The following is an 18,735-nucleotide window of genomic DNA, read 5'->3' as shown; positions in this document are numbered from 1 at the left end:
GCTATCGCCAAGACGCAGAAAGTATAGTTCAGGCCGGAGCCGTCGGACCCGCGATTCAACCATGGGTCGCATGTGGTTTCACGTTCGCTTCGATTACGACTCGACCCACTTGCACTTGGGATCAATCCAACGTTCGTGCTCGCCCGATTCAATTTCGTTGAGGAGCCTCAGCGCCTGGGGATATTGATTGAGTACACTGACCGGCAGCGTGGCACCGATTCCCCGGTGTGACATGATCAGGAAGGGCGTGGTGGGGCTTCCGTACTGTGTGCAGTCTATGGAGATAAATGACAGCGGTGGCGTGGAGAGAGTAGCCAGAAGAATCAGGGTTTTCATGATTGCCTCTCATGCCGTTCGGGGGGTGTGACACCCTTCGCGGCCACGGTTATCAATCTTGTCGCATCGGCTGCGGCTGACGCGGCTTGTTCATTCCCCAGCAATCTTCAGATAAACAACGGTGCTTGCCGTTCTATAACCACCTGAACCCGACACGCTTCCACACGCTCGGTTGCGTGTGATTAACGGTCGGTTGTCTACGCCTCATGGGGGGCGGAAAGGCCTCCGTTATTCTGATTTTGTATTTTTATTGTTGGTTATTGGATCTCCGTTTGGTGAATACAGAACAGGGGAAAACCTCGCCCCATGTATTCAAATGTAGATTAGAAACGACTCATGCGCGAATCGCCCGGGAATACGGCGGGCATTCCGTTCTGTATTGGAGGGCCATGGCGGAAGGTCAGTTCACGCCCTGACGGTTGAGAAAGGGGCCGTAATGCTTGTCTGTTCCGTTGATGTGAGTGATCAACCAGCCCATGAGGTAGTGGGCCACATCCGCCAGGGCGGCATGCCCGCGGATTTCGTAATCCGCGACAAAGCGGTCCACCTCGGCAATCATCTCCTGGTGTTTTTCCTTGTGGCGCTCCAGGTCGGGATAGCCGTGCTCTTCCATCAGCTGTTCTTCACGCTGGAAGTGGTACTTGGTGTAGTCGATCAGCTCGTTTAATGCCCGGCGCTCAAACGCGTCGCTGGTGTGGTACTCGTACGCCGTCTGGAACTGGTTTAACAGATCGATGAGTTTTTTGTGGTCCTCATCAAGGGCAGCGACACCGACACTGTAAGCCTCCTTCCAGACCATTTGTCCGCGAGCGGTGATACGCCGGTAGAGCAGCGGAATGGCGATCAGCACCAGGATCAGGATCCAGGATACCGGATTGTCGATTCCAAACAGGAAGCTCAGGCCGATAGCCACGATCAACAGGCCGAGGATGCCCGCCAGTATCAATGCGCTTAGATTACTCTTCATATCGTATTACCCGGTTTGATGATTTGCGCGGTCTGCGTGCAGGGGTGGCGAATTTAAAATATATAGAAAACCGGACCTTACAGCATAAAAACAAACTGTTGTAATAAATAGTTTTTTGGCCCCTAAAAAATGGGGAGGTGCAGCGCCCCGGGGTGGACCGGCTACCTGCTGGTGACACGGTTCCTGCCGTCCCGCTTGGCCTGGTACAACGCCTGGTCGGCGCGTTGGACCACCTCCTCGATGCGCTTGTCCCGGGCGGTCAGGGCCGTCAGGCCAATGCTGGTGGTGACCTTTATTGGCACTCTCTGATACTCGAACAGGTACTGTTCGAGCGAGGCGCGAATGCGTTCCGCCACGGCGCCTGCCGCCGCCTGCGTGGTTTCCGGCAACAGAATACAGAACTCTTCGCCTCCCCAGCGGGCGAGGACATCGACAGCACGCATCTGCGCCTGAATAAGTTTCGAGACCGTCTTCAGGACGTAGTCCCCCGCATCGTGGCCAAATTCGTCATTGATCGTCTTGAAGTGATCCAGGTCCAGCATCAACAGCACACTGTGGCTCTGGTAGCGCTCCTTCCGCATCAGCTCCGAGTGGAAATATTCATGGAAGTAGTGGCGATTGACGAGGCCGGTCAGGAAGTCATGACTGGCCTGTTCCTGTAGCATCTTCTCCAGTTTTTTCGTCTCGCTGATATCGATCATGTAGCCAGACCAGATGGCCGGTGCATCGCCGACCGGAGGGTTACGTTTGGATGAAATACGGATCCACTTCTCCTCACCGGAAGCCAGTACCACCCGCACATCCATGGAGAACACCTCGGACTGCTTGTTGGACGTCTGGTCGGCCTTGCGGAATGCGAGCAGATCGTCCGGGTGGATCATGTCCCAGAATTTTCGCATGTCCCTGACGAAATCCCCGGGCGGGACCCCGAGCAACTCGAGCGAGTAGGCGCTGCAGTAGAGGCAGTGACTGGCGCCTTGCTGATCGATAACATAGTCGTACAGCATCGCCGGCACATTGCGGGTAAACCTGTCGAAGCGGTCTGCCTTCGCCTGCAGCTCCCGGATCGGGTCATCCGGTTGGGTGGAGTGTTTACTGGGACCTTTCTTCATCGGTGCCTGCAAGTTGTCCTGGTCGTGTATATGGGGTGGTTGATCGGGTATAACGCGGTAACCGCCGGCCCCTCGAAGATCGATAGTGCGGTCGGCTCCGTCTATCCTTGCCAAGACAAGGGCCATCGTAGCAAAACGTGACCGAATCCGATATGCGATACTCCCATTGGTGGGCTGCACCGGTCAGCTCTGCCTTGTCCGTTCCGTCTGCAACCAGGCGACGCTATGGTGGTCCTATACCCTGTCGGCCGATTTTTATCGGTATCTGAACTTCAACAGCAAGAAGATCCATGATGAGAATATCGACCAAGCCATTGAATGCCTATCCCTGGGTATTGCGACCTTTTTTCTGGAACCAGAAAAGAAAGTACGGGGAAGTCCTCAACCCCGGCCTGCTCTGGGCCAGGGTGCCCAGGTTGTTCGCCACCGTGCCCCTGCTCTACGGGGCGCTGGATCGCAAGGGCTCCCCGGTGGATCCAGCGCTTCGTTCCCTGGTGACGGTCCGGGTATCCCAGATCAACTGGTGTAACTTCTGTGTCGATATCAATTCGGCGACCCTGGCCCGACGCGCCGGCTCGTTTGACAAGGTGGTTGCACTCGAACAGTGGCGGGAGAGCGGGCTGTTCGATGCACGGGAGCGGGTGGTGCTTGAGTATGCCGAGGCGATGACCTGTTCGGACCGGCAGGTGAGCGATGAGTTGATGCAGCGGTTGAAGGGCTTTTTTGACGAGGATGGGATTGTCGAACTGACCGGCCTGATCGCGTTTCAGAATATGTCCAGCAAGTTCAACGCCGCCCTGGACGTCCCGGCCCAGGGTTTCTGCCGGATCCCCCAGGCACCGCCGGCGTCAGCCGGTCCCGGCGGTGCCTCGGGTCAGCCTTCGGATCAATCGGCGGCGAAGCAGTAGAAGTAACCGTTGCCGCCGGTCTTGGGCAGATCATCCTTGCCGCAGCCGCGAGTGGGATGGGCCGAGGTCCAGGAGGCGTTGCCACCGCCATGCCGGTCATGGTGCCCCACCTGGGCGCTGCCCTCGCCATTGCTGGTCCAGTTGTTGCATGTGTGATCGGTGTCGTCCGGGAAGTAGGCGGTGCCGTCATCCTGGGTCCCGGTCAGGATGTCATGCTCGTTGGGCTTGTCGTAACGGCCCTTGATCCGGTTGCCGTTCTCATCCAGCGCCGTCTCCAGGGTGATCTTGTTGTTGTACAGGTGCAGGTCGGTGAGATTGGCGCCGATCAGCATGCTGCGGGCGTTGTACCAGGGGCCGTTGCCGATTCGCTCCCGGGCAAAAATGCCGCGCTTGTCCTTCTCCTCGGTACTGAGATAGGCGCGCCACTCCCGCTCGCCGGCACCGGCGGCGCTGGCCAGCTTCTGGCAGTGGGCGTCGGCACCGGCCAGTCCGCCCAGATTGGCGCCATCACCCATACCCACGCTGGTGACGAAGAAACCCATCGGACGTTGTTCCGCAGACAGCGGGAAAGAACCGCAAAGGGCGCCAATTCCGAGCAGCAGTGCAATGGTTCTGTGTTGCATTGTTATCTCCTCCGTTGACTATTTTTCAAGACCCATCGGTCCGTCACACAGATTCAGTGTAGTAACGGATCTGTTCGTCCGCCATCAATGTCGTGTCCGGGGATATTGATTCATCCAATCGTTGCATTAATCATAACCCGATGATTTGTTTCACCCCGGTATCTGCCGGATGAAATAGACATGTTGCATGGTTGCCTGAAATGCACCGCTGGTGAAGTCCGGCATTGAACCCTGTAGGAGGCCCGCCCCCGGGCCGATATCGCGGCGGGGCGCCGCTCCACAGGTCGATTTTTGCAACGATCGGGTTCACATGCTGTCGCCCTGGCGGGCGCACCGCGGGCAGTATTGCCTCGGCTAGTGGGCGGGCACGGCGGCGAAGCCGTGGCGTTGCAAAAACGCCACCAATTCGTGTCCGTGGTGCTCGATCTGGTCGACCGAATCGTGTTCGGCCTCGTCGATTTCGAGCAGCGTGAGACGGGCCTCGGGACAACCCTGCACGATCGCCCTGGCGTCTTCCACGGGTACGGTGCTATCCGCTCGGCCATGCACCAGCAGAATGGGACAGGCGATGCGGCACACCGTGCTGATGGGCGCAATATCGGCGAAGCGGTGGCCTATGATCCACTGTACGTAACTCAGGACGAACCGCAGCAGTGGCCCGGGCAGGTGAAACCGCCGCAGGTAGCGCTGCATCATCCATTCAGGATGGGCGAAGGCGGACAGGCTGATGGCGGCATCAATATCGTTGCGCCGCGAGGCCGCCAACAGCACGGCACCCGCACCGACGGAGTGCCCCAGCAGCGCCAGCCGTTGGGTACGCCCGGGATGTTCGCGCCGCAGCCAATCGATGGCATGCTCCATATCTTCGGCAAAGCGGGGCAGGGAAGAGAAGGTGTCTGCGTCGCTGTTGCCATGATTACGCGCATCGAGCAACAGCACGTTTATTCCGGCCGCATGGAATGGTAACGCCAGGGGCAGCATCAACTCGGCGTTGCCGCCCCATCCATGCAGGATGATGATACTGCTGTCGGCTCCCGCGACCGGCAGTAGCCAGGCAAAGAGACGCTTTCCCGAAACCGTCGGAATAGGTACGGATTCATAGGCCAGACCGAGGTCCGCGGGTGTCCTCCGCTCGCGGATACGGGGTGCCCGAAAACCCAGGTGCAGGGCAGCCAGGAGCAGGCTGATCAGGAGCGCCAGGGTGATGGCGACAGCGGTTAGATAGGTCATTTGACAGTCATTCTTGTCCGCAACGAATAGTGACGTCGGGCCATCCAATCCCTGTGTCCCGGGGATGTGTACGATCGCACCGGGCGCGCCGCCGATTCTCATGTCTTAATATTTTGTGTGTGCAATATTAGAGTATCAGGATAAATTGTGGAGAGCCCCTTTTTATGCCCGCATAAGGATAAACCGGTGGACAAGGAGGTGAAAAATCAGCGAATACTAGGCGCAATCACGGTTCGGTTGCAGGTGAGACAGTTTAGCGGGTTGGCTATTATCCTATCCGGGGTTGTGTTGATCGCAGTACGCCACTGTCGGCAATGAATAATAATTAGGGTATTGATGTACCGGGCCTGGTTGCACTATTCGACTGATGTCGTGCCAAATCTTGGAGGATGAAGCTATGCAGGTTAAAGAGATAATGACCAAGTCCCCACGGACGGTAACATCTGAAACCGGTCTGCTGGAAGTGGTGTCGCTGATGTGCCTCTATCGCTACAGCGGTCTGCCGGTGATGGAGGGCGAGAAGATGGTCGGTTTTATTGCCGAGAAGGATGTGTTCCATCGCCTGTTTCCGACCCTGGAAGATATGATGGCCGATGGGTTGGGTGCCGGGGATTACTCCGGGATGATGGACAAGTACAAGGATGTGGTGAACCTCAAGGTGGCCGATCTGATGTCCACCGATGTGATCACCGTGTTACCCAATCAGCACATCCTGCAGGCCGCCACCACCATGGTGCGGCACAAGTTCCGTCGCATTCCGGTGGCCGAAGGGGGCGTGCTGCAGGGTATGCTGAGTCTGGGTGATGTGCACAAGGCGATCTTCCAGGCCAATATTGCCGGGGCCAACAAGGCGGTGGTGATCGGGGTCTGACCGGCTGTTTCAACCCTACGGGGAAATCACGGGGTGGAGTCGAATGCTACTTACTTAAGGCGAATCGCAGGATTTTCGTCATTCCGGCGCAGGCCGGAATCCAGGAATACCGCCACCATTAAGCAGTCTGGATCCCGGCCTTCGCCGGGATGACGGCGGTTCCAGGCTTAAGTAAGTGTCATTCGGGTCGGCGTCAGAAAGTGACGTCGACCCCGTGATAATGCTCCGTACATTTTTCCACCCCAACCCTCGGCGGTTACTACACATTCCCCCCTTGAGTTGTTATCGTCCATGGGTAGTTTCCGGTCGAGGCCCGTGGCATGTCCAAACAGCATTTCAGCACACTGGTTCAACAGGTCAGCGACTGCACTCTGTGCGCCGAGCACCTGCCGCTGGGTCCGAACCCCGTATTCCGTGCCGATCCCCGGGCGGTGATCCTGGTGGCCGGACAGGCCCCGGGACGGCGCGTACACGAGACCGGCATTCCATTCAATGACCCCAGCGGGGACCGCTTGCGGCTCTGGATGGGGCTGGATCGCGAACAGTTTTACGATGTTAGCCGGGTGGCCATCCTGCCGATGGGCTTCTGCTATCCGGGCACCGGCAAGAGCGGCGATCTGCCGCCGCGTCCCGAGTGCGCCCCGCAGTGGCGTGAGCAGTTGCTGGAGCAGTTGCCGCGTATCCGGCTGGTGCTGGCTATCGGCCAGTATGCCCAGGCCTGGCACCTGGGAACGGATCGCAAGACCAACCTGACCGAGACGGTGCGGCACTGGCGGGACTACTGGCCCGCGCTGCTGCCGCTGCCCCACCCGAGTCCGCGCAACAATCGCTGGCTGAGCCAGAATCCCTGGTTCGAGGCGGAGGTGATCCCGCTTTTGCAGCAGCGGGTCGGGGAGCTGATGGGCGATGCCTGATCAAGCGTTTTTGCTGGCCCGTTCGGCTGGTAGATCCGAGCGTTGCAAAAATCAACCTGTAGGAGCGGCGCCTCGCCGCGAAATCGGCCCGGGGGCGGGCCTCCTACAGAGTGCAGCGCTGAAAAAGTGCTTCATGTAGGATGGATGCGCTGTCGATTATCTACCCTCAGGTGTCGGAGTCAAACCAGGCTCGATTGGGTGAACTGATCGCACCACCGGAGAGCTGGTTTGACTCCGACACCTTCCATGCTACGAAACTCCGACACCTTCCGTGCGCTCGGCCAGCACCCGCTCCACCGTATCCACGATTGCCTGGGTCTGGGGATCGATCTCGATATTGACCAGCTCCTGTTCCTCGCGAAACCCCAGGTTGGTCCGTTCCAGCGTCTCGGGAATCAGGTTGACGCAGAAGTCGCCATCGTCCACCTCGCCGATGGTCAGGCTGATGCCGTCGATACCGATGTAGCCCTTGGTGAAGAGATAGCGGCGATAGTCCGCTGGCAGCCGGAACCAGATCTGGCGGTTGTTTTCGCTGCGGATGATCCGGGTGATCGGCGCCATGCAGAGGATATGTCCGGACATGGAGTGCCCGCCGATCTCGTCGCCGAAGCGTGCCGCCCGTTCAACATTGACCCGGTCGCCCGGCTTCAAAAGCCCCAGGTTGGTGACCCGCAGGGTCTCCTGCATCAGGTCGAACGAGACCCGGTCGCCGTCGATTCGGGTGGCCGTCAGGCAGCAGCCGTTGTGGGCCACCGAGGCCCCCGGCTCCAGGCCGGCGAGCCGCTCCGGCGGCAGGCGCAGGGTGTGGGTGCGAAACTGTGGCTTCTCCTCGATGGCGACCAACTCGGCGGTCCCCTGGACGATCCCGGTAAACATTTGACGACTCCAGCGGTTGATACGGACCCGATTCTATCACCGGTCGGTCAGGCCGCGCTGGCCTGGTTGTCCCGGAATCCCTCGAAAATGTACTCTGCCAGGCAGTTGATGGCGGGCGAGGCGGAGACCTTGGAGCGCAGCAGGGTGATGGCCGACTCCGGCAGATCCGGGAATCCTTCGGCGGTGGTCAGGATGCGCATGTTCTCGTTGACGATGCTGCCCACCAGCACCGTCACCCCCAGTCCGCTGCCGACGATCGCCTCGATGCCGGTGATGCTGGGACTGGAATAGGCCACCCGGTAGGGCCGGCCGCTCTTGTCCAGTGCCTTCATCGCCCAGTGGCGGAAGATACAGCCGGGCTGGAACAGCACCAGCGGCAGCGGATCCGCTTCATGGATGGAGTGGTGTCTCGAAGTGGCCCAGACGGTGGACTCGCGGCGCAGGATCTCGCCGTCCATGCTGCCCGGCACCGCCGTGACGATCGCCAGGTCGATCTCCCCGGCCTTGACCGATTTGGTCAGGTGTTCGCTACCGTTGCAGATCACCTCGACTTGGACCATCGGGTAGGCCTTGGCGAAGCGGGCCATGATGCGTGGGATGAAGGCGGCCACATAGTCATCCGGGATGCCGATGCGCACGCTCCCCACCATGTCCGGCTGCTGCAGGGTGGAGACCGCCTCTTCATGCAGACGCAGGATGCGCCGGGCATAGTTGAGCAGCACCTCGCCATCTGGGGTCAGCACCATGCCCCGGCCCACCTTCTCGAACAGCGGCCGGCCGACCATCTCCTCGAGCTTTTTCATCTGCATGCTCACCGCCGACTGGGAGCGGTGCACCATCTCGGCGGCGCGGGTAAAGCCACCGGCATCGGCGATGGCGACAAAGGTGCGCAGCAGTTCATTGTCCAGTATCTGATTCATGGTTAAACCCATCATGTCTGTTGATGTATTACATCAAAACTATTCGTTTGAATAATGTTTAGCACGAGCCCAGACTTTCTGCAACCGGTCATGAAATGGACCGAACAACCCGATCAGGAGGCGTTATGAAACAGACGATTTCACTCAGCCAGTCATTTTCCACAGCCGTTGCCCCGCGGGCGCCCATCAGCACACAACGGAAGCTGACCCTGAGTTGGCTGATACGTGAGCTGACCGACCGTTTGCACCGCTGGCGCATGCTCTCCCGGGAGCGTTATCTGCTGCGGACCCTGAGTGACGGGATGCTCAAGGATATCGGCATCAGCCGGCTGGAGGCGGAACGGGAGGCCAGGCGTCCGTTCTGGGATGACCGGGTGACCAGACGTTGATCCCAGCCGTTCCGGGGCCAAAGAAAACTACCCGCCCACGTTGGATGCTGTCTAAACTAGGAGACAAGTAGAAGGCGTTGGCGAGAGAGAAGAACAATCCCTGGAACGGTAATGGATCAGGCAGTAAAAATATTAACCATCGAGGATGAGACAGCGGTTCGACGCAGCCTGGTGGCGCATCTGGAGGACCTGGAATACGGTTATTTTGAGGCGACCAACGGTGTGGAAGGGGTTGAACTGTTCAATTCGGCCAAGCCGGATCTGGTTCTGTGTGACCTGCGGCTGCCCGGCATGGATGGACTGGATGTGCTCTCAACCCTCGCCGAACTCTCGCCCGACACTCCTATCATTATCGTGTCGGGCGCCAACCAGGTGAGTGACGCCATCCAGGCGTTGAAACGGGGTGCCTGGGATTACATCACTAAGCCGATTGTGGATTTCCAGATCCTGGATACGGCGATCGAGCGCGCCCTGAACCGGGCACGTTTGATCAAAGAGAACCGGGATCACCAGAAACACCTGGAGGAGCTCAACCAGGAACTCTCCATTGCCCTCGGCCAGTTACGCGAGGACGAAGAGGCGGCGCGCGCCCTGCAGTCCAGTCTGCTGCCGCCCCCCGAAGCGCAATACGGTGAATACCTGTTCCGGCGCAAGCTCTTCCCCTCGCTGTTGTTGAGCGGCGACTTTGTCGACTATTTTCCCATCGGTAACTACGAAGTGGGTTTTTATATTGCCGATATCTCCGGCCATGGCGCCGCTTCCGCCTTTGTCACCGTGATGTTGAAGACGCTGTTTGAAAAGCATCTGGATGCCTTCCAGCGATCCCAGGAGGAGGTGATCCGGCAGCCCCACGAGATGCTGGATCATCTGAACCGGGCGATCTACCAGTCACCGATCGAAAAATACCTGACCATCTTTTATGGTGTGCTGGATGTTCGGGAGCACCGGCTGCGCTTCTGCTCCGGTGGCCAATTCCCCTACCCGATCCTGTTCGACGGCGAAAAGATCAGTACCCTGACCCTCCACGACAAGCCGGTGGGTCTGTTCGAGGATTCCATCTATACCCAGCACCAGATCGATTTTCAGCCGGTGCAACAGTTTCTGATGATCTCGGACGGTATCCTGGAGCTGTTTCCCCGGGACTCGGCGCGCCGGCGAACCGAGTGGTTGTTGCAAATGGTTACCCGGGGGACGCCGACCATAGAGGCGCTGGTGGAGCGGTTCGATATTGAAAGGCTCGATGAGATACCGGACGATATCGCGTTTTTATCTATTGTGCGTGGTGAGAGAGATGGGTAATGGCCAAATTCTGCATGGATCGCACAATGGGGTGGAAGTCCTTTATTACCGCGGCGATGTCCGGCACACGCTCTGTGTGGCGCTGGACCGCTATCTTCAGCAACTGCTGCAACAACCGGATATCCGCGGGTTTGTCATTGACCTGACCCGGGCGGAGAGTATCGACAGCACCAATCTGGGCATACTGGCCCGGCTGGCCAAGGCGATGCAGAAGGCCAGGTTGCCAAAAGTGACTCTGATATCAAATCAGCCCGATATCAACGAACTGCTGGGGGCGGTGGGTTTCGATGATGTGTTCAGCATAGTCGATAAGCCGGTCACGGCCTGGGATGAGCCGGTCGATATCCGCCCGCTGGAGAGTGGCGGCCCGGCAAACGGCCGGTTACTGCTGGAGGCGCACCGCGCCCTGATGCACCTGAACGAGGAGAACCGGGTCAAGTTCCGGGATGTGGTCAAGGCGTTCGAAGCGGAGCTGAAACCGTCGTAGTCGAGCAATTGAGTGGGTAGCGAGTAGGCTGTGTGGAGGAGGGACGACGTAACCCATCAACCCATCGATACAATTGGTCAGCCCGTTGGGGTGAGGAACGAACCCCAACAGCATGCGCACATGCATGAAATCCCGTCGGGGTTCGCAGGCTCACCCCAAGCTACGGGCCCGGTTCGGACGGATTCAGCGGCGCTGCAACAGTGAATCGATCGGTCCCGGTCCCAGCATCTCGATATACAGGCCGGGGCGCCGCCGCTCCGGTCGCCCGAATTGGCTCTCCCGCTCCTTCTTTAGGGCCTCGCGGTGTGCGCTGGCCGACCGATGATAGTACTTGCGGACCGCCACCGTCCGCCCGTGCAGCTGATGGCCGTTCAGGTTCCGCAAGGTCTCTTCGTCCCGTCCGGCGGTCTCCAGTTCGGCCAGGCCGTGACACTCCACGCTGCCGGTCTGCCGGTCGGTCATTCTGAGAATCGAGAAGCTTTTCAGCCGGTTCCGCCGCCTGATGGCGAGTCCGAGCCAGCCTTTGCGTTTGAGTCGCCGGTTGAGAAATTGCCGCAGTTCGCTCTGGGAAGTGCTGGGCGGTATACCCTGGATGATCACCCACATGCCGTGTTGTCCCCCTTTGATCGTCGTCCCTGATAACATTGTTCATATTCTAGTCGGTGGCGGTGGCCGTGTTGTGCGATTGATCGCAGATTTTATCGATTGCGCAATGCCCGGCAGATGCGGAGTGTCCAAATCTATAAGGGCTAAAAGATTGGGTCGGCGGAGCGGCCGGGTCCCGCCGGTTTCATTTTGCGACGGGATAGTGTAGATATGCAGGGCATGAGCGTTCAGGTATTTCAGCAATCACCCCCGGCTATTCCGGGGCGCGTTTTTTTACGGCAAATCGGAATCATCATGGTCGGTCTGCTGTCCCTTCTGCAGATGCCGGTTAGGGCGGCAGCGGCCCCCCGTACGGTAGAGGATGTGCTCTCCCACTACAGCGACAAGGTGGAGGCGCGGCTGCAGCCAAGATTTCAATTCGCCGATGTCGACTGGCCGCCGCGGCGGGTCGCGCTGGTGGCCTTCAAGGATACCCGGCTGATGGAGCTGTGGGCTATGAACGACGGCCCCTGGCAACACATCAAGGACTACCGGGTAAAGGCGATGAGTGGTCGCTCCGGCCCGAAGCTCAGGGAGGGCGACCGACAGGTGCCGGAAGGCGAGTACCGGATTGAACTTTTAAACCCCAACAGTGCCTACCACCTTTCATTGAAACTGGATTATCCCAACGCCTATGACCGCCGGCAGGCGGAGCTCGATGGCCGGGGCAATCTGGGCGGGGATATCTTTATTCATGGCGGGCAGGTATCCACTGGCTGTCTGGCAATGGGCAACAGTGCCGCCGAGGAGCTGTTCGTGCTGACCGCGCTGATCGGTGAGCAGAATGTATCGGTACTGATTACGCCCCGGGATTACCGCTTCAGACCGCACCCGTCGGCGACCGAATATGTCCCGCCCTGGGTGGGCGAGTTGCACGACCGGATCGCCCAGCGGCTGCAGCTGTTCCCGTTGGCCGAAAAACTGTAGCCCCCAACTTCGCCGCCGGCCGCACCGGCAGACCCCACGACACAAGTACGAGTATCCAACTAGCAGCCGATGGCCAAAACTCCCAGAAAACGTACCCAGTCTTCCGCAAAACGAAAAACCACCACCGGCACCCGCGGGCGCCGGACGACCGGTCGGTCGCGTCGCGGGAGTGGCCGCGCCCGGCGCTGGATCGCTCGGTTACTGGCCCTCGGCTTCCTCTTCTCCCTGGTGCTGGGGGCCTACCTGATCTACCTGGATCACACCGTCAGGGTCAAGTTCGAGGGCAAGCGCTGGGCCGTCCCCGCGCGGGTGTACGGGCGGCCGCTGGAGCTCTACCCGGGGGCGCCGGTCACCCCGGACCAGCTGGTGGCGGAGCTGCGGCGCATGGGCTATCAGCAGGTTCCCTATCCCAAACTGGCGGCCAGCTGGTCGCGCAATGCCGGGCGCTTCCTGATCAGGGCGCGTGATTTCCGTTTCTGGGACAGCCAGGAGCCGGGACGCTTCCTGGACATCCGCTTCGCCGACGAACAGATCGAGCGACTGGCCGAGGTGAGCGGCGGGGAGCTGGCCCTGGTACGGCTGGAGGCGCCCGAGATCGGCAGCATCTATCCGGCGCACAACGAGGACCGGGTGCTGGTGCAGCGCCAGGAGCTGCCGGACCCCCTGGTGCAGGCGCTGATCGTGATGGAGGACCGTACCTTCTATCAGCACCATGGAGTCGATCCCCGGGCCATCGCCCGGGCGATCTGGGCCAACCTGCGCGCCGGTGGGGTGGTGCAGGGGGGGAGCACCCTGACCCAACAGCTGGTGAAAAATTTCTACCTGACCCGGGAGCGCAGTCTCTGGCGCAAGTTGAACGAGGCCGCCATGGCATTGCTGCTGGAGGCCCATTACGACAAGGAGGATATCCTCGGTGCCTACGCCAACGAGATCTACCTGGGCCAGGATGGCGGACGGGCCATTCACGGCTTCGGCCTGGCCAGTCACTTCTACTTCAACCGCAGCCTGCAGGAGTTGGACCTGTCGCAACTGGCGTTGCTGGTGGCCCAGGTGCGCGGCCCCTCCTATTACGATCCCAGGCGCCATCCGCAACGCGCCAGGGAGCGCCGGGATCTGGTGCTCAGGGTGATGCAGGAGCAGGGGGTGATCACCGCCAAGCAGGCCACCGCCGCACAACGGCGACCGCTGGGGGTGCAACAGAAAGGCGACGGCCGGGGCAGTTATCCGGCCTTCATCGACCTGGTGCGACGCCAGCTGCACCGGGACTACCGGGAGGAGGATCTCACCTCGGAGGGGTTGCGCATCTTCACCACGCTCGACCCCTGGGCACAGCAGCAGGCCGAAACCGCCGTGGCGGCGCGCCTGGGCACCCTGGAGAAGCAGCACGGCCTGCCTGGCGGAAAACTGGAGAGCGCGGCGGTGCTGGTGGACGGCGAGAGCGGCGAGGTGCGCGCCCTGGTGGGGGGGCGGAGTGCCCGCTATGCCGGTTTCAACCGTGCCCTGGATGCGGTCCGGCCGATCGGGTCACTGGTCAAGCCGGTGGTCTATCTGGCGGCGCTGCAGCAGTCCGACCGCTACAATCTGGTGACCCGGCTGGATGATGGCCCCCTGAGTATCGCCGGTCGCGAGGGCGAGCGTTGGGTTCCGGAAAATTACGATCGCAGTTCCCATGGTCAGGTGCCGCTGCATCTGGCCCTGGCCAAATCCTACAACCTGGCGACGGTCCGGCTCGGCATGGATCTCGGTCTGGGGACGGTCGCCGACCTGCTGGAGCGGCTGGGCATCAGCCGGCCGGTCAACCGCGTCCCGGCCATGCTGCTGGGCTCGCTCTCCCTGTCACCACTGGAGGTGGCCCAGCTCTACCAGACCTTCGCCGCCGGCGGTTTCTATTCGCCCCTGCGGGCGATTCGCGGGGTTCAGTCGAGCAGCGGCCAGCCGCTGCAGCGCTATCCCCTGACGGTGCGCCAGGCGGTGGATGCCGCTCCGGTCTACCTGCTCAACCGCAATCTGCAGGAGGTGGTGCGCAGCGGCACCGGACGCGGGCTGGCCCGCTATCTCGACAGTTCGCTGAACATCGCCGGCAAGACCGGCACCACCGATGAGTTGCGCGACAGCTGGTTTGCCGGCTTCAGCGGCGACAAGGTGGCCGTGGTCTGGGTCGGACGTGACGACAACAAGCCGGCGGGATTGACCGGGGCGGCGGGTGCACTGCAGGTCTGGGGTGATATGATGCGGCGCATGCATCCGTTGCCGCTCTCCCTGCTGAGGCCCGATGCGGTGGAGACGGTGTGGATTGATCCGGGCTCCGGCTTCAGGGCCGACGAAGGGTGCGCGGATGCGCTGCAGTATCCTTTTATCGCCGGTTCGGCGCCCACGGTCACCGCCGCCTGTGCGGGCCAGCCGGGGACCTCGATCCGGCGGCTGTTTCGGAGTTTTTTTGAATGAACTGGAAAAGATATACGGCACTGCTGTTACCGGGGCTGCTGCTGGCCGGCTGCTACACGGCCCCGCAGCGCCCGCTGGAATCCGTCGGACAACGCCAACCGGCCCCCGTCTCCAGCGAGCCGGATAGCGCGGCCGTGGTAACGCCGGCCGAGGAGCGGGGGATACAGATCACCGCCTATGAGCCGGCACCGGCCATTCCCCTCACCCCGCTGCACAGCAGGGCGGTGGGTGCGTTGCTGACGACCGCGCTGGAACAGGAGCGGACCGATGACCTGAACGGGGCTGTCGGCACCATCGAGCGGGCACTGCGCATCGAACCGCGCAACGCCCATCTCTGGTACCGGCTGGCCGGTCTGCGCCTGATCCAGGGCCGCCATCTCCTGGCCGCCGATCTGGCCAATAAATCTCTCACCCTGGCGGGCGGCGATGTGGCCTTGAAACGGGACAGCTGGCAGCTGATCGCCCGGGCGCGGCGGGCGGCCGGGGATGTTTCCGGTGCCAACGTGGCCGAGCGCAAGGCGCGCATGCTCCAGTGAGCCTCCGAGTGCGGATGTTTTTGCCTGATGCCCGATCAAGGATGCGGCAGTCGCCAACGGTTTAGGATACAATCCCGCTGAAAGCCATTGATATCCGGGGAGATTTATCGGCATGAGCCTCTATGCCGCTGACAAATTGATCGGCCAGGCACGCCAGCTCGCAGCGGAGTATCGGCGGGCCATGGGTAAGCCTTTGCCCGGCATCAGCAACGAGATCGCCCTGCATGACGCCATCCGGCTGCTGCATCTGACCCCGGTCGATGCCGCGGTCGGGGGTTACGATGCGCTCGACCCGGCACGCGATGGCCGGCGTATCCAGATCAAGAGCCGGACCATATTCGATGAGAGCAAGACCGGCCAGCGCATCGGCCAGATCAAGGCCGACCAGCCCTGGGACTGTGTGGTGCTGGTGCTCATGGATGAGGAGTATGAGCCGTATGAGATCTACGAGGCGGAGCGCGGGGAGCTGCTCGAATTCATGGACAAATCCAGCAGCGGCCGGGCCAAGCGCGGCGCGCTCTCGGTGGCCCGGTTCAAGATCATCGGCCGGCTGGCCTGGTCCCGCGACCACAACGATTAAACCGGATCATGTCTGAAATCAGCGAAATCCTGGGTCCCGACGGCCTGCTGGCCAACTGCGTGGAGGGGTTTACCTACCGCCCCCAGCAGGAGGCGATGGCGGTGGCGGTGATGCAGGCCATGACCCGGGGTGAGGTGCTGATCAGCGAGGCCGGCACCGGCACCGGCAAGACCTATGCCTACCTGGTCCCGGCCCTGCTCGCGGGGCAGAAGGTGATCATCTCCACCGGCACCAAGAATCTGCAGGATCAGCTGTTTCACCGTGACCTGCCCCGAGTCCGCCAGGCCCTGGCGGTGCCGGTCGATGTGGCCCTGCTCAAGGGCCGCGCCAACTATCTCTGCATCCACCGCATGGAGATGACCCTGCTGGAGGGGCGGCTCAACAGCCGCGAGATGGTGGATCAACTGATGCAGGTACAGCGCTGGTCGGGGCGCACCCGCAGCGGCGATGTCGCCGAACTCACCGATATTCCGGAAGATGCCCGCATCTGGCCGCTGGTCACCTCCACCACGGAGAACTGCCTGGGGGCGGAGTGCGGTGATTACAGTGCCTGTCACCTGGTGGAGGCGCGGCGGCGTGCCCAGGAGGCGGATTTGGTGGTGATCAATCACCACCTGTTGTGTGCCGATTTTGCCCTCAAGGAGGGCGGTTTCGGCGAGCTGCTGCCGGGCGCGGACTGCTTTGTGGTGGACGAGGCGCATCAACTCCCCGAGGTGGCGGGCAACTTCTTCGGTTCCGGGATCAGCGGTCGCCAGTTGCTGGATCTGTGCCGCGATATCGATACCGAGTACCAGCGCGAGGCGGGGGATATCAAGGCGGTGCCGGAGCAGTCGGCGCAACTGGCCAAAGGGGTGCGCGACTTGCGGCTGCGGTTTGGCCTGGAGATGCGTCGCGGCCCTTGGGCGGAGATCGCCGCCGATCGCCAGATCCTGCGCGCCCTGGATCAGCTGGATGGGGCGCTGGCCAAGATGATCGAGCTGCTGCAGCTGGTCGAGGGGCGTGGCAAGGGGCTGGACAGCTGCCTCACCCGCTGCAAGTCGATCCGCCAATGTCTCAATGAGCTGACCCGGGAAGACGAGGCGCAGGGGGAATACATCCGCTGGTTCGAGACCTATAGCCAGAGTTTCCGCCTTAATCGCACCCCGCTGGACATCTCCGCCCTGTTCCAGGCGCGCATGGCCAGCCATCCCGGCAGCTGGATCTTCACCTCGGCCACCCTGGCGGTGGGCGGGCGTTTTGACCACTTTCAGCGCCAACTGGGTCTGACCGAGGCGCGCACCGCCTGCTGGGACAGCCCGTTCGACTACCGGCACCAGGCGCTCTGGTACGTCCCCCGGGGTATGCCCCAACCACGCGAGCCGCACTACACCCAGGCGGTGCTGGAGGTGGTGGTGCCGGTGATCCAGGCCAGCGAGGGGCGCGCCTTTATCCTGTTCACCAGCCACCGGGCGCTACGTGAGGCGGCCGACTGCCTGGCGGAGCGGCTCGACTACCCGCTGCTGGTGCAGGGGAGCATGCCCAAGGGTGAACTGTTGGCGCGATTCCGCCAACTGGGCAATGCAGTGCTGCTGGGTACCGCCAGCTTCTGGGAGGGGGTGGATGTGCGGGGGGAGGCGCTCTCCTGCGTCATTATCGACAAGCTGCCGTTCGCCTCCCCGGGCGATCCGGTGCTGCAGGCGCGCATCGATGCCCTGCGCAGGCAGGGCGGCAATCCGTTTATGGAGTACCAGGTTCCGCAGGCGGCGATTGCCCTGAAGCAGGGGGCGGGGCGGCTGATCCGCGACGAGACCGATCGCGGCGTGCTGGTGATGTGCGATCCGCGGCTGCTGAAGAAGGGCTACGGTCACCTGTTCCTGGAGAGCATGCCGCCGATGGCACGCACCCGCGACCTGGAGGATGTGGTACGGTTTTTTCAGGCCGGGCCGGAGGCGGAGCATGGAGAATCAACCGCGGATGAAACCAAATAGACCTTGGGCGCCCCGTGGGCGCCGCGCCCGCCCCGCCCTACGGGTACCGAGGTAACTTGGGAAGAGCTCGACCACCCCTATCCGAACCACGGATCCACACGGATGGACACAGATGGGTTCACCCTCCAGCCGGACACATACATGCCCCTCGCACCGCCAACCGCCTGTTCGACAGTTCCTCTATGCAAAATCCGTGTGTATCCGTGTCCATCCGTGGTTCTTCCTCAGCCATAGGGCGCCCCGTGGGCGCCGTGCCTGTGTGGGGTGATGTGGCAGCGGGCTTCCGGCGGGTCCTGGGCTACTCCCCGAATCCGTACTGGCGGATCATCTGGCGGATCGGTTCCAGGATCTCTTCCGAGGGATCGACCAGCTGGAAGCCGGTATCGTAGAAGGCGCTGTTGACGTCGTTGTTGCTCCAGCGGCTGACTGCGGCAAAGCGGATCGTCTCCGGTGCGCCCGCGATGCCCTGACAGCGGATCTCCAGGTCGAACGGCTTGCCGGTTTCGATCGGTTTCTCGCTGATCAGCATCAGGCCGTCGGTGTTGATATCCACGATATGCCCGAGCAGCGTATCCGTTGCGGTGTCCCATACCCGCAGGTAATAGATCAGGTGGCGGCGCAGGATCGCCCGGCGCTCGTCGGCGACACTACCCCCTGGCGGCGCGTTTTCATATTTCTTGCCGAAGTACATAACGGACTCCCC

General features: G+C 61.4%; 20 protein-coding genes. 11 read left to right on the top strand and 9 right to left on the bottom strand.

What is annotated here, in order from left to right:
* Positions 1-93 precede the first annotated feature (93 nt).
* From NPX02_RS01165 to NPX02_RS01155, 3 genes are all read right to left on the bottom strand, one after another.
* The gene (locus tag NPX02_RS01165; protein WP_260291279.1) at positions 94-336 is read right to left on the bottom strand and encodes a hypothetical protein; all 243 of its coding nucleotides are present in this window, start codon (positions 334-336) and stop codon (positions 94-96) included.
* Positions 337-736: 400 nt separating this feature from the next.
* Complete coding sequence (locus tag NPX02_RS01160; RefSeq protein WP_260291278.1) at positions 737-1,303, bottom strand: bacteriohemerythrin; 567 nt, start codon at positions 1,301-1,303, stop codon at positions 737-739.
* A gap of 161 nt (positions 1,304-1,464) precedes the next feature.
* Positions 1,465-2,415 carry a sensor domain-containing diguanylate cyclase gene (locus NPX02_RS01155; RefSeq protein WP_260291277.1) on the bottom strand — a complete coding sequence of 317 codons (951 nt, stop codon included), beginning with the start codon at positions 2,413-2,415 and terminating at the stop codon, positions 1,465-1,467.
* Positions 2,416-2,705: 290 nt separating this feature from the next.
* Between NPX02_RS01155 and NPX02_RS01150 the strand changes: the two genes are divergently transcribed.
* Complete coding sequence (locus NPX02_RS01150) at positions 2,706-3,323, top strand: carboxymuconolactone decarboxylase family protein (protein WP_335342499.1); 618 nt, start codon at positions 2,706-2,708, stop codon at positions 3,321-3,323.
* Here the strand turns inward: NPX02_RS01150 and NPX02_RS01145 are convergent.
* Together NPX02_RS01145 and NPX02_RS01140 are read right to left on the bottom strand one after the other, a co-directional pair.
* Complete coding sequence (locus tag NPX02_RS01145) at positions 3,302-3,946, bottom strand: hypothetical protein (protein ID WP_260291276.1); 645 nt, start codon at positions 3,944-3,946, stop codon at positions 3,302-3,304. The genes NPX02_RS01150 and NPX02_RS01145 overlap by 22 nt on opposite strands.
* 354 nt (positions 3,947-4,300) lie before the next feature.
* Positions 4,301-5,176 (bottom strand): alpha/beta hydrolase, encoded by an 876-nt coding sequence (locus tag NPX02_RS01140; RefSeq protein WP_260291275.1) that lies wholly within the window; start codon positions 5,174-5,176, stop codon positions 4,301-4,303.
* 415 nt (positions 5,177-5,591) lie between these two features.
* On the opposite strand from NPX02_RS01140, the gene NPX02_RS01135 reads away from it, so the two are divergent.
* Together NPX02_RS01135 and NPX02_RS01130 are read left to right on the top strand one after the other, a co-directional pair.
* Positions 5,592-6,047 carry a CBS domain-containing protein gene (locus NPX02_RS01135; protein WP_260291274.1) on the top strand — a complete coding sequence of 152 codons (456 nt, stop codon included), beginning with the start codon at positions 5,592-5,594 and terminating at the stop codon, positions 6,045-6,047.
* Between the two features lie 320 nt (positions 6,048-6,367).
* Positions 6,368-6,961: a uracil-DNA glycosylase family protein gene (locus NPX02_RS01130; RefSeq protein WP_260291273.1), complete on the top strand. Its 594-nt coding sequence runs from the start codon at positions 6,368-6,370 to the stop codon at positions 6,959-6,961.
* Between the two features lie 249 nt (positions 6,962-7,210).
* Here NPX02_RS01130 and NPX02_RS01125 read toward each other — a convergent pair whose 3' ends face one another.
* Positions 7,211-7,837, bottom strand: coding sequence for a riboflavin synthase subunit alpha (locus NPX02_RS01125; RefSeq protein ID WP_260291272.1), 627 nt, complete (start codon positions 7,835-7,837; stop codon positions 7,211-7,213).
* Positions 7,838-7,884: 47 nt separating this feature from the next.
* Complete coding sequence (locus NPX02_RS01120) at positions 7,885-8,757, bottom strand: LysR substrate-binding domain-containing protein (protein ID WP_260291271.1); 873 nt, start codon at positions 8,755-8,757, stop codon at positions 7,885-7,887.
* A gap of 125 nt (positions 8,758-8,882) precedes the next feature.
* On the opposite strand from NPX02_RS01120, the gene NPX02_RS01115 reads away from it, so the two are divergent.
* The 3 genes from NPX02_RS01115 to NPX02_RS01105 all read left to right on the top strand — a co-directional run bounded on the left by NPX02_RS01115 (position 8,883) and on the right by NPX02_RS01105 (position 10,932).
* Positions 8,883-9,146 (top strand): DUF1127 domain-containing protein, encoded by a 264-nt coding sequence (locus tag NPX02_RS01115; RefSeq protein WP_260291270.1) that lies wholly within the window; start codon positions 8,883-8,885, stop codon positions 9,144-9,146.
* Between the two features lie 111 nt (positions 9,147-9,257).
* The gene (locus NPX02_RS01110; protein WP_260291269.1) at positions 9,258-10,445 is read left to right on the top strand and encodes a response regulator; all 1,188 of its coding nucleotides are present in this window, start codon (positions 9,258-9,260) and stop codon (positions 10,443-10,445) included.
* A complete protein-coding gene (locus NPX02_RS01105; protein ID WP_260291268.1) occupies positions 10,438-10,932 on the top strand; it encodes an STAS domain-containing protein in 495 nt (164 codons plus the stop codon). The genes NPX02_RS01110 and NPX02_RS01105 overlap by 8 nt, the downstream gene beginning before the upstream one ends.
* Positions 10,933-11,115: 183 nt before the next feature.
* On the opposite strand, the gene NPX02_RS01100 is transcribed toward NPX02_RS01105, so the two are convergent.
* The gene (locus NPX02_RS01100) at positions 11,116-11,538 is read right to left on the bottom strand and encodes an RNA-binding protein (RefSeq protein WP_260291267.1); all 423 of its coding nucleotides are present in this window, start codon (positions 11,536-11,538) and stop codon (positions 11,116-11,118) included.
* A 294-nt stretch (positions 11,539-11,832) separates the two neighbouring features.
* Between NPX02_RS01100 and NPX02_RS01095 the strand changes: the two genes are divergently transcribed.
* The 5 genes from NPX02_RS01095 (at position 11,833) to NPX02_RS01075 (ending at position 18,032) form a co-directional block, all read left to right on the top strand.
* Positions 11,833-12,504 (top strand): L,D-transpeptidase family protein, encoded by a 672-nt coding sequence (locus tag NPX02_RS01095; RefSeq protein WP_260291266.1) that lies wholly within the window; start codon positions 11,833-11,835, stop codon positions 12,502-12,504.
* 69 nt (positions 12,505-12,573) lie between these two features.
* Positions 12,574-14,949, top strand: coding sequence for a penicillin-binding protein 1B (gene mrcB / locus NPX02_RS01090; protein WP_260291265.1), 2,376 nt, complete (start codon positions 12,574-12,576; stop codon positions 14,947-14,949).
* A complete protein-coding gene (locus tag NPX02_RS01085; protein ID WP_260291264.1) occupies positions 14,946-15,485 on the top strand; it encodes a hypothetical protein in 540 nt (179 codons plus the stop codon). Before mrcB ends, NPX02_RS01085 begins: the two co-directional genes overlap by 4 nt.
* Before the next feature lie 112 nt (positions 15,486-15,597).
* Positions 15,598-16,065, top strand: coding sequence for a hypothetical protein (locus NPX02_RS01080; RefSeq protein WP_260291262.1), 468 nt, complete (start codon positions 15,598-15,600; stop codon positions 16,063-16,065).
* Positions 16,066-16,073: 8 nt separating this feature from the next.
* Positions 16,074-18,032 (top strand): ATP-dependent DNA helicase, encoded by a 1,959-nt coding sequence (locus NPX02_RS01075; protein ID WP_260291261.1) that lies wholly within the window; start codon positions 16,074-16,076, stop codon positions 18,030-18,032.
* A gap of 298 nt (positions 18,033-18,330) precedes the next feature.
* Here the strand turns inward: NPX02_RS01075 and NPX02_RS01070 are convergent, their stop codons facing one another.
* Entirely contained in the window at positions 18,331-18,723 is a 393-nt protein-coding gene (locus tag NPX02_RS01070; RefSeq protein WP_260291259.1) for a PilZ domain-containing protein, read from the bottom strand.
* Positions 18,724-18,735 lie beyond the last annotated feature (12 nt).

It is taken from the genome of Sedimenticola hydrogenitrophicus (assembly GCF_025175675.1).
Classification (GTDB): domain Bacteria; phylum Pseudomonadota; class Gammaproteobacteria; order Chromatiales; family Chromatiaceae; genus Sedimenticola; species Sedimenticola hydrogenitrophicus.
The sequence above is the reverse complement of the archived record's forward strand: the minus strand, read 5'-3'. Positions and strand labels throughout refer to the sequence as shown.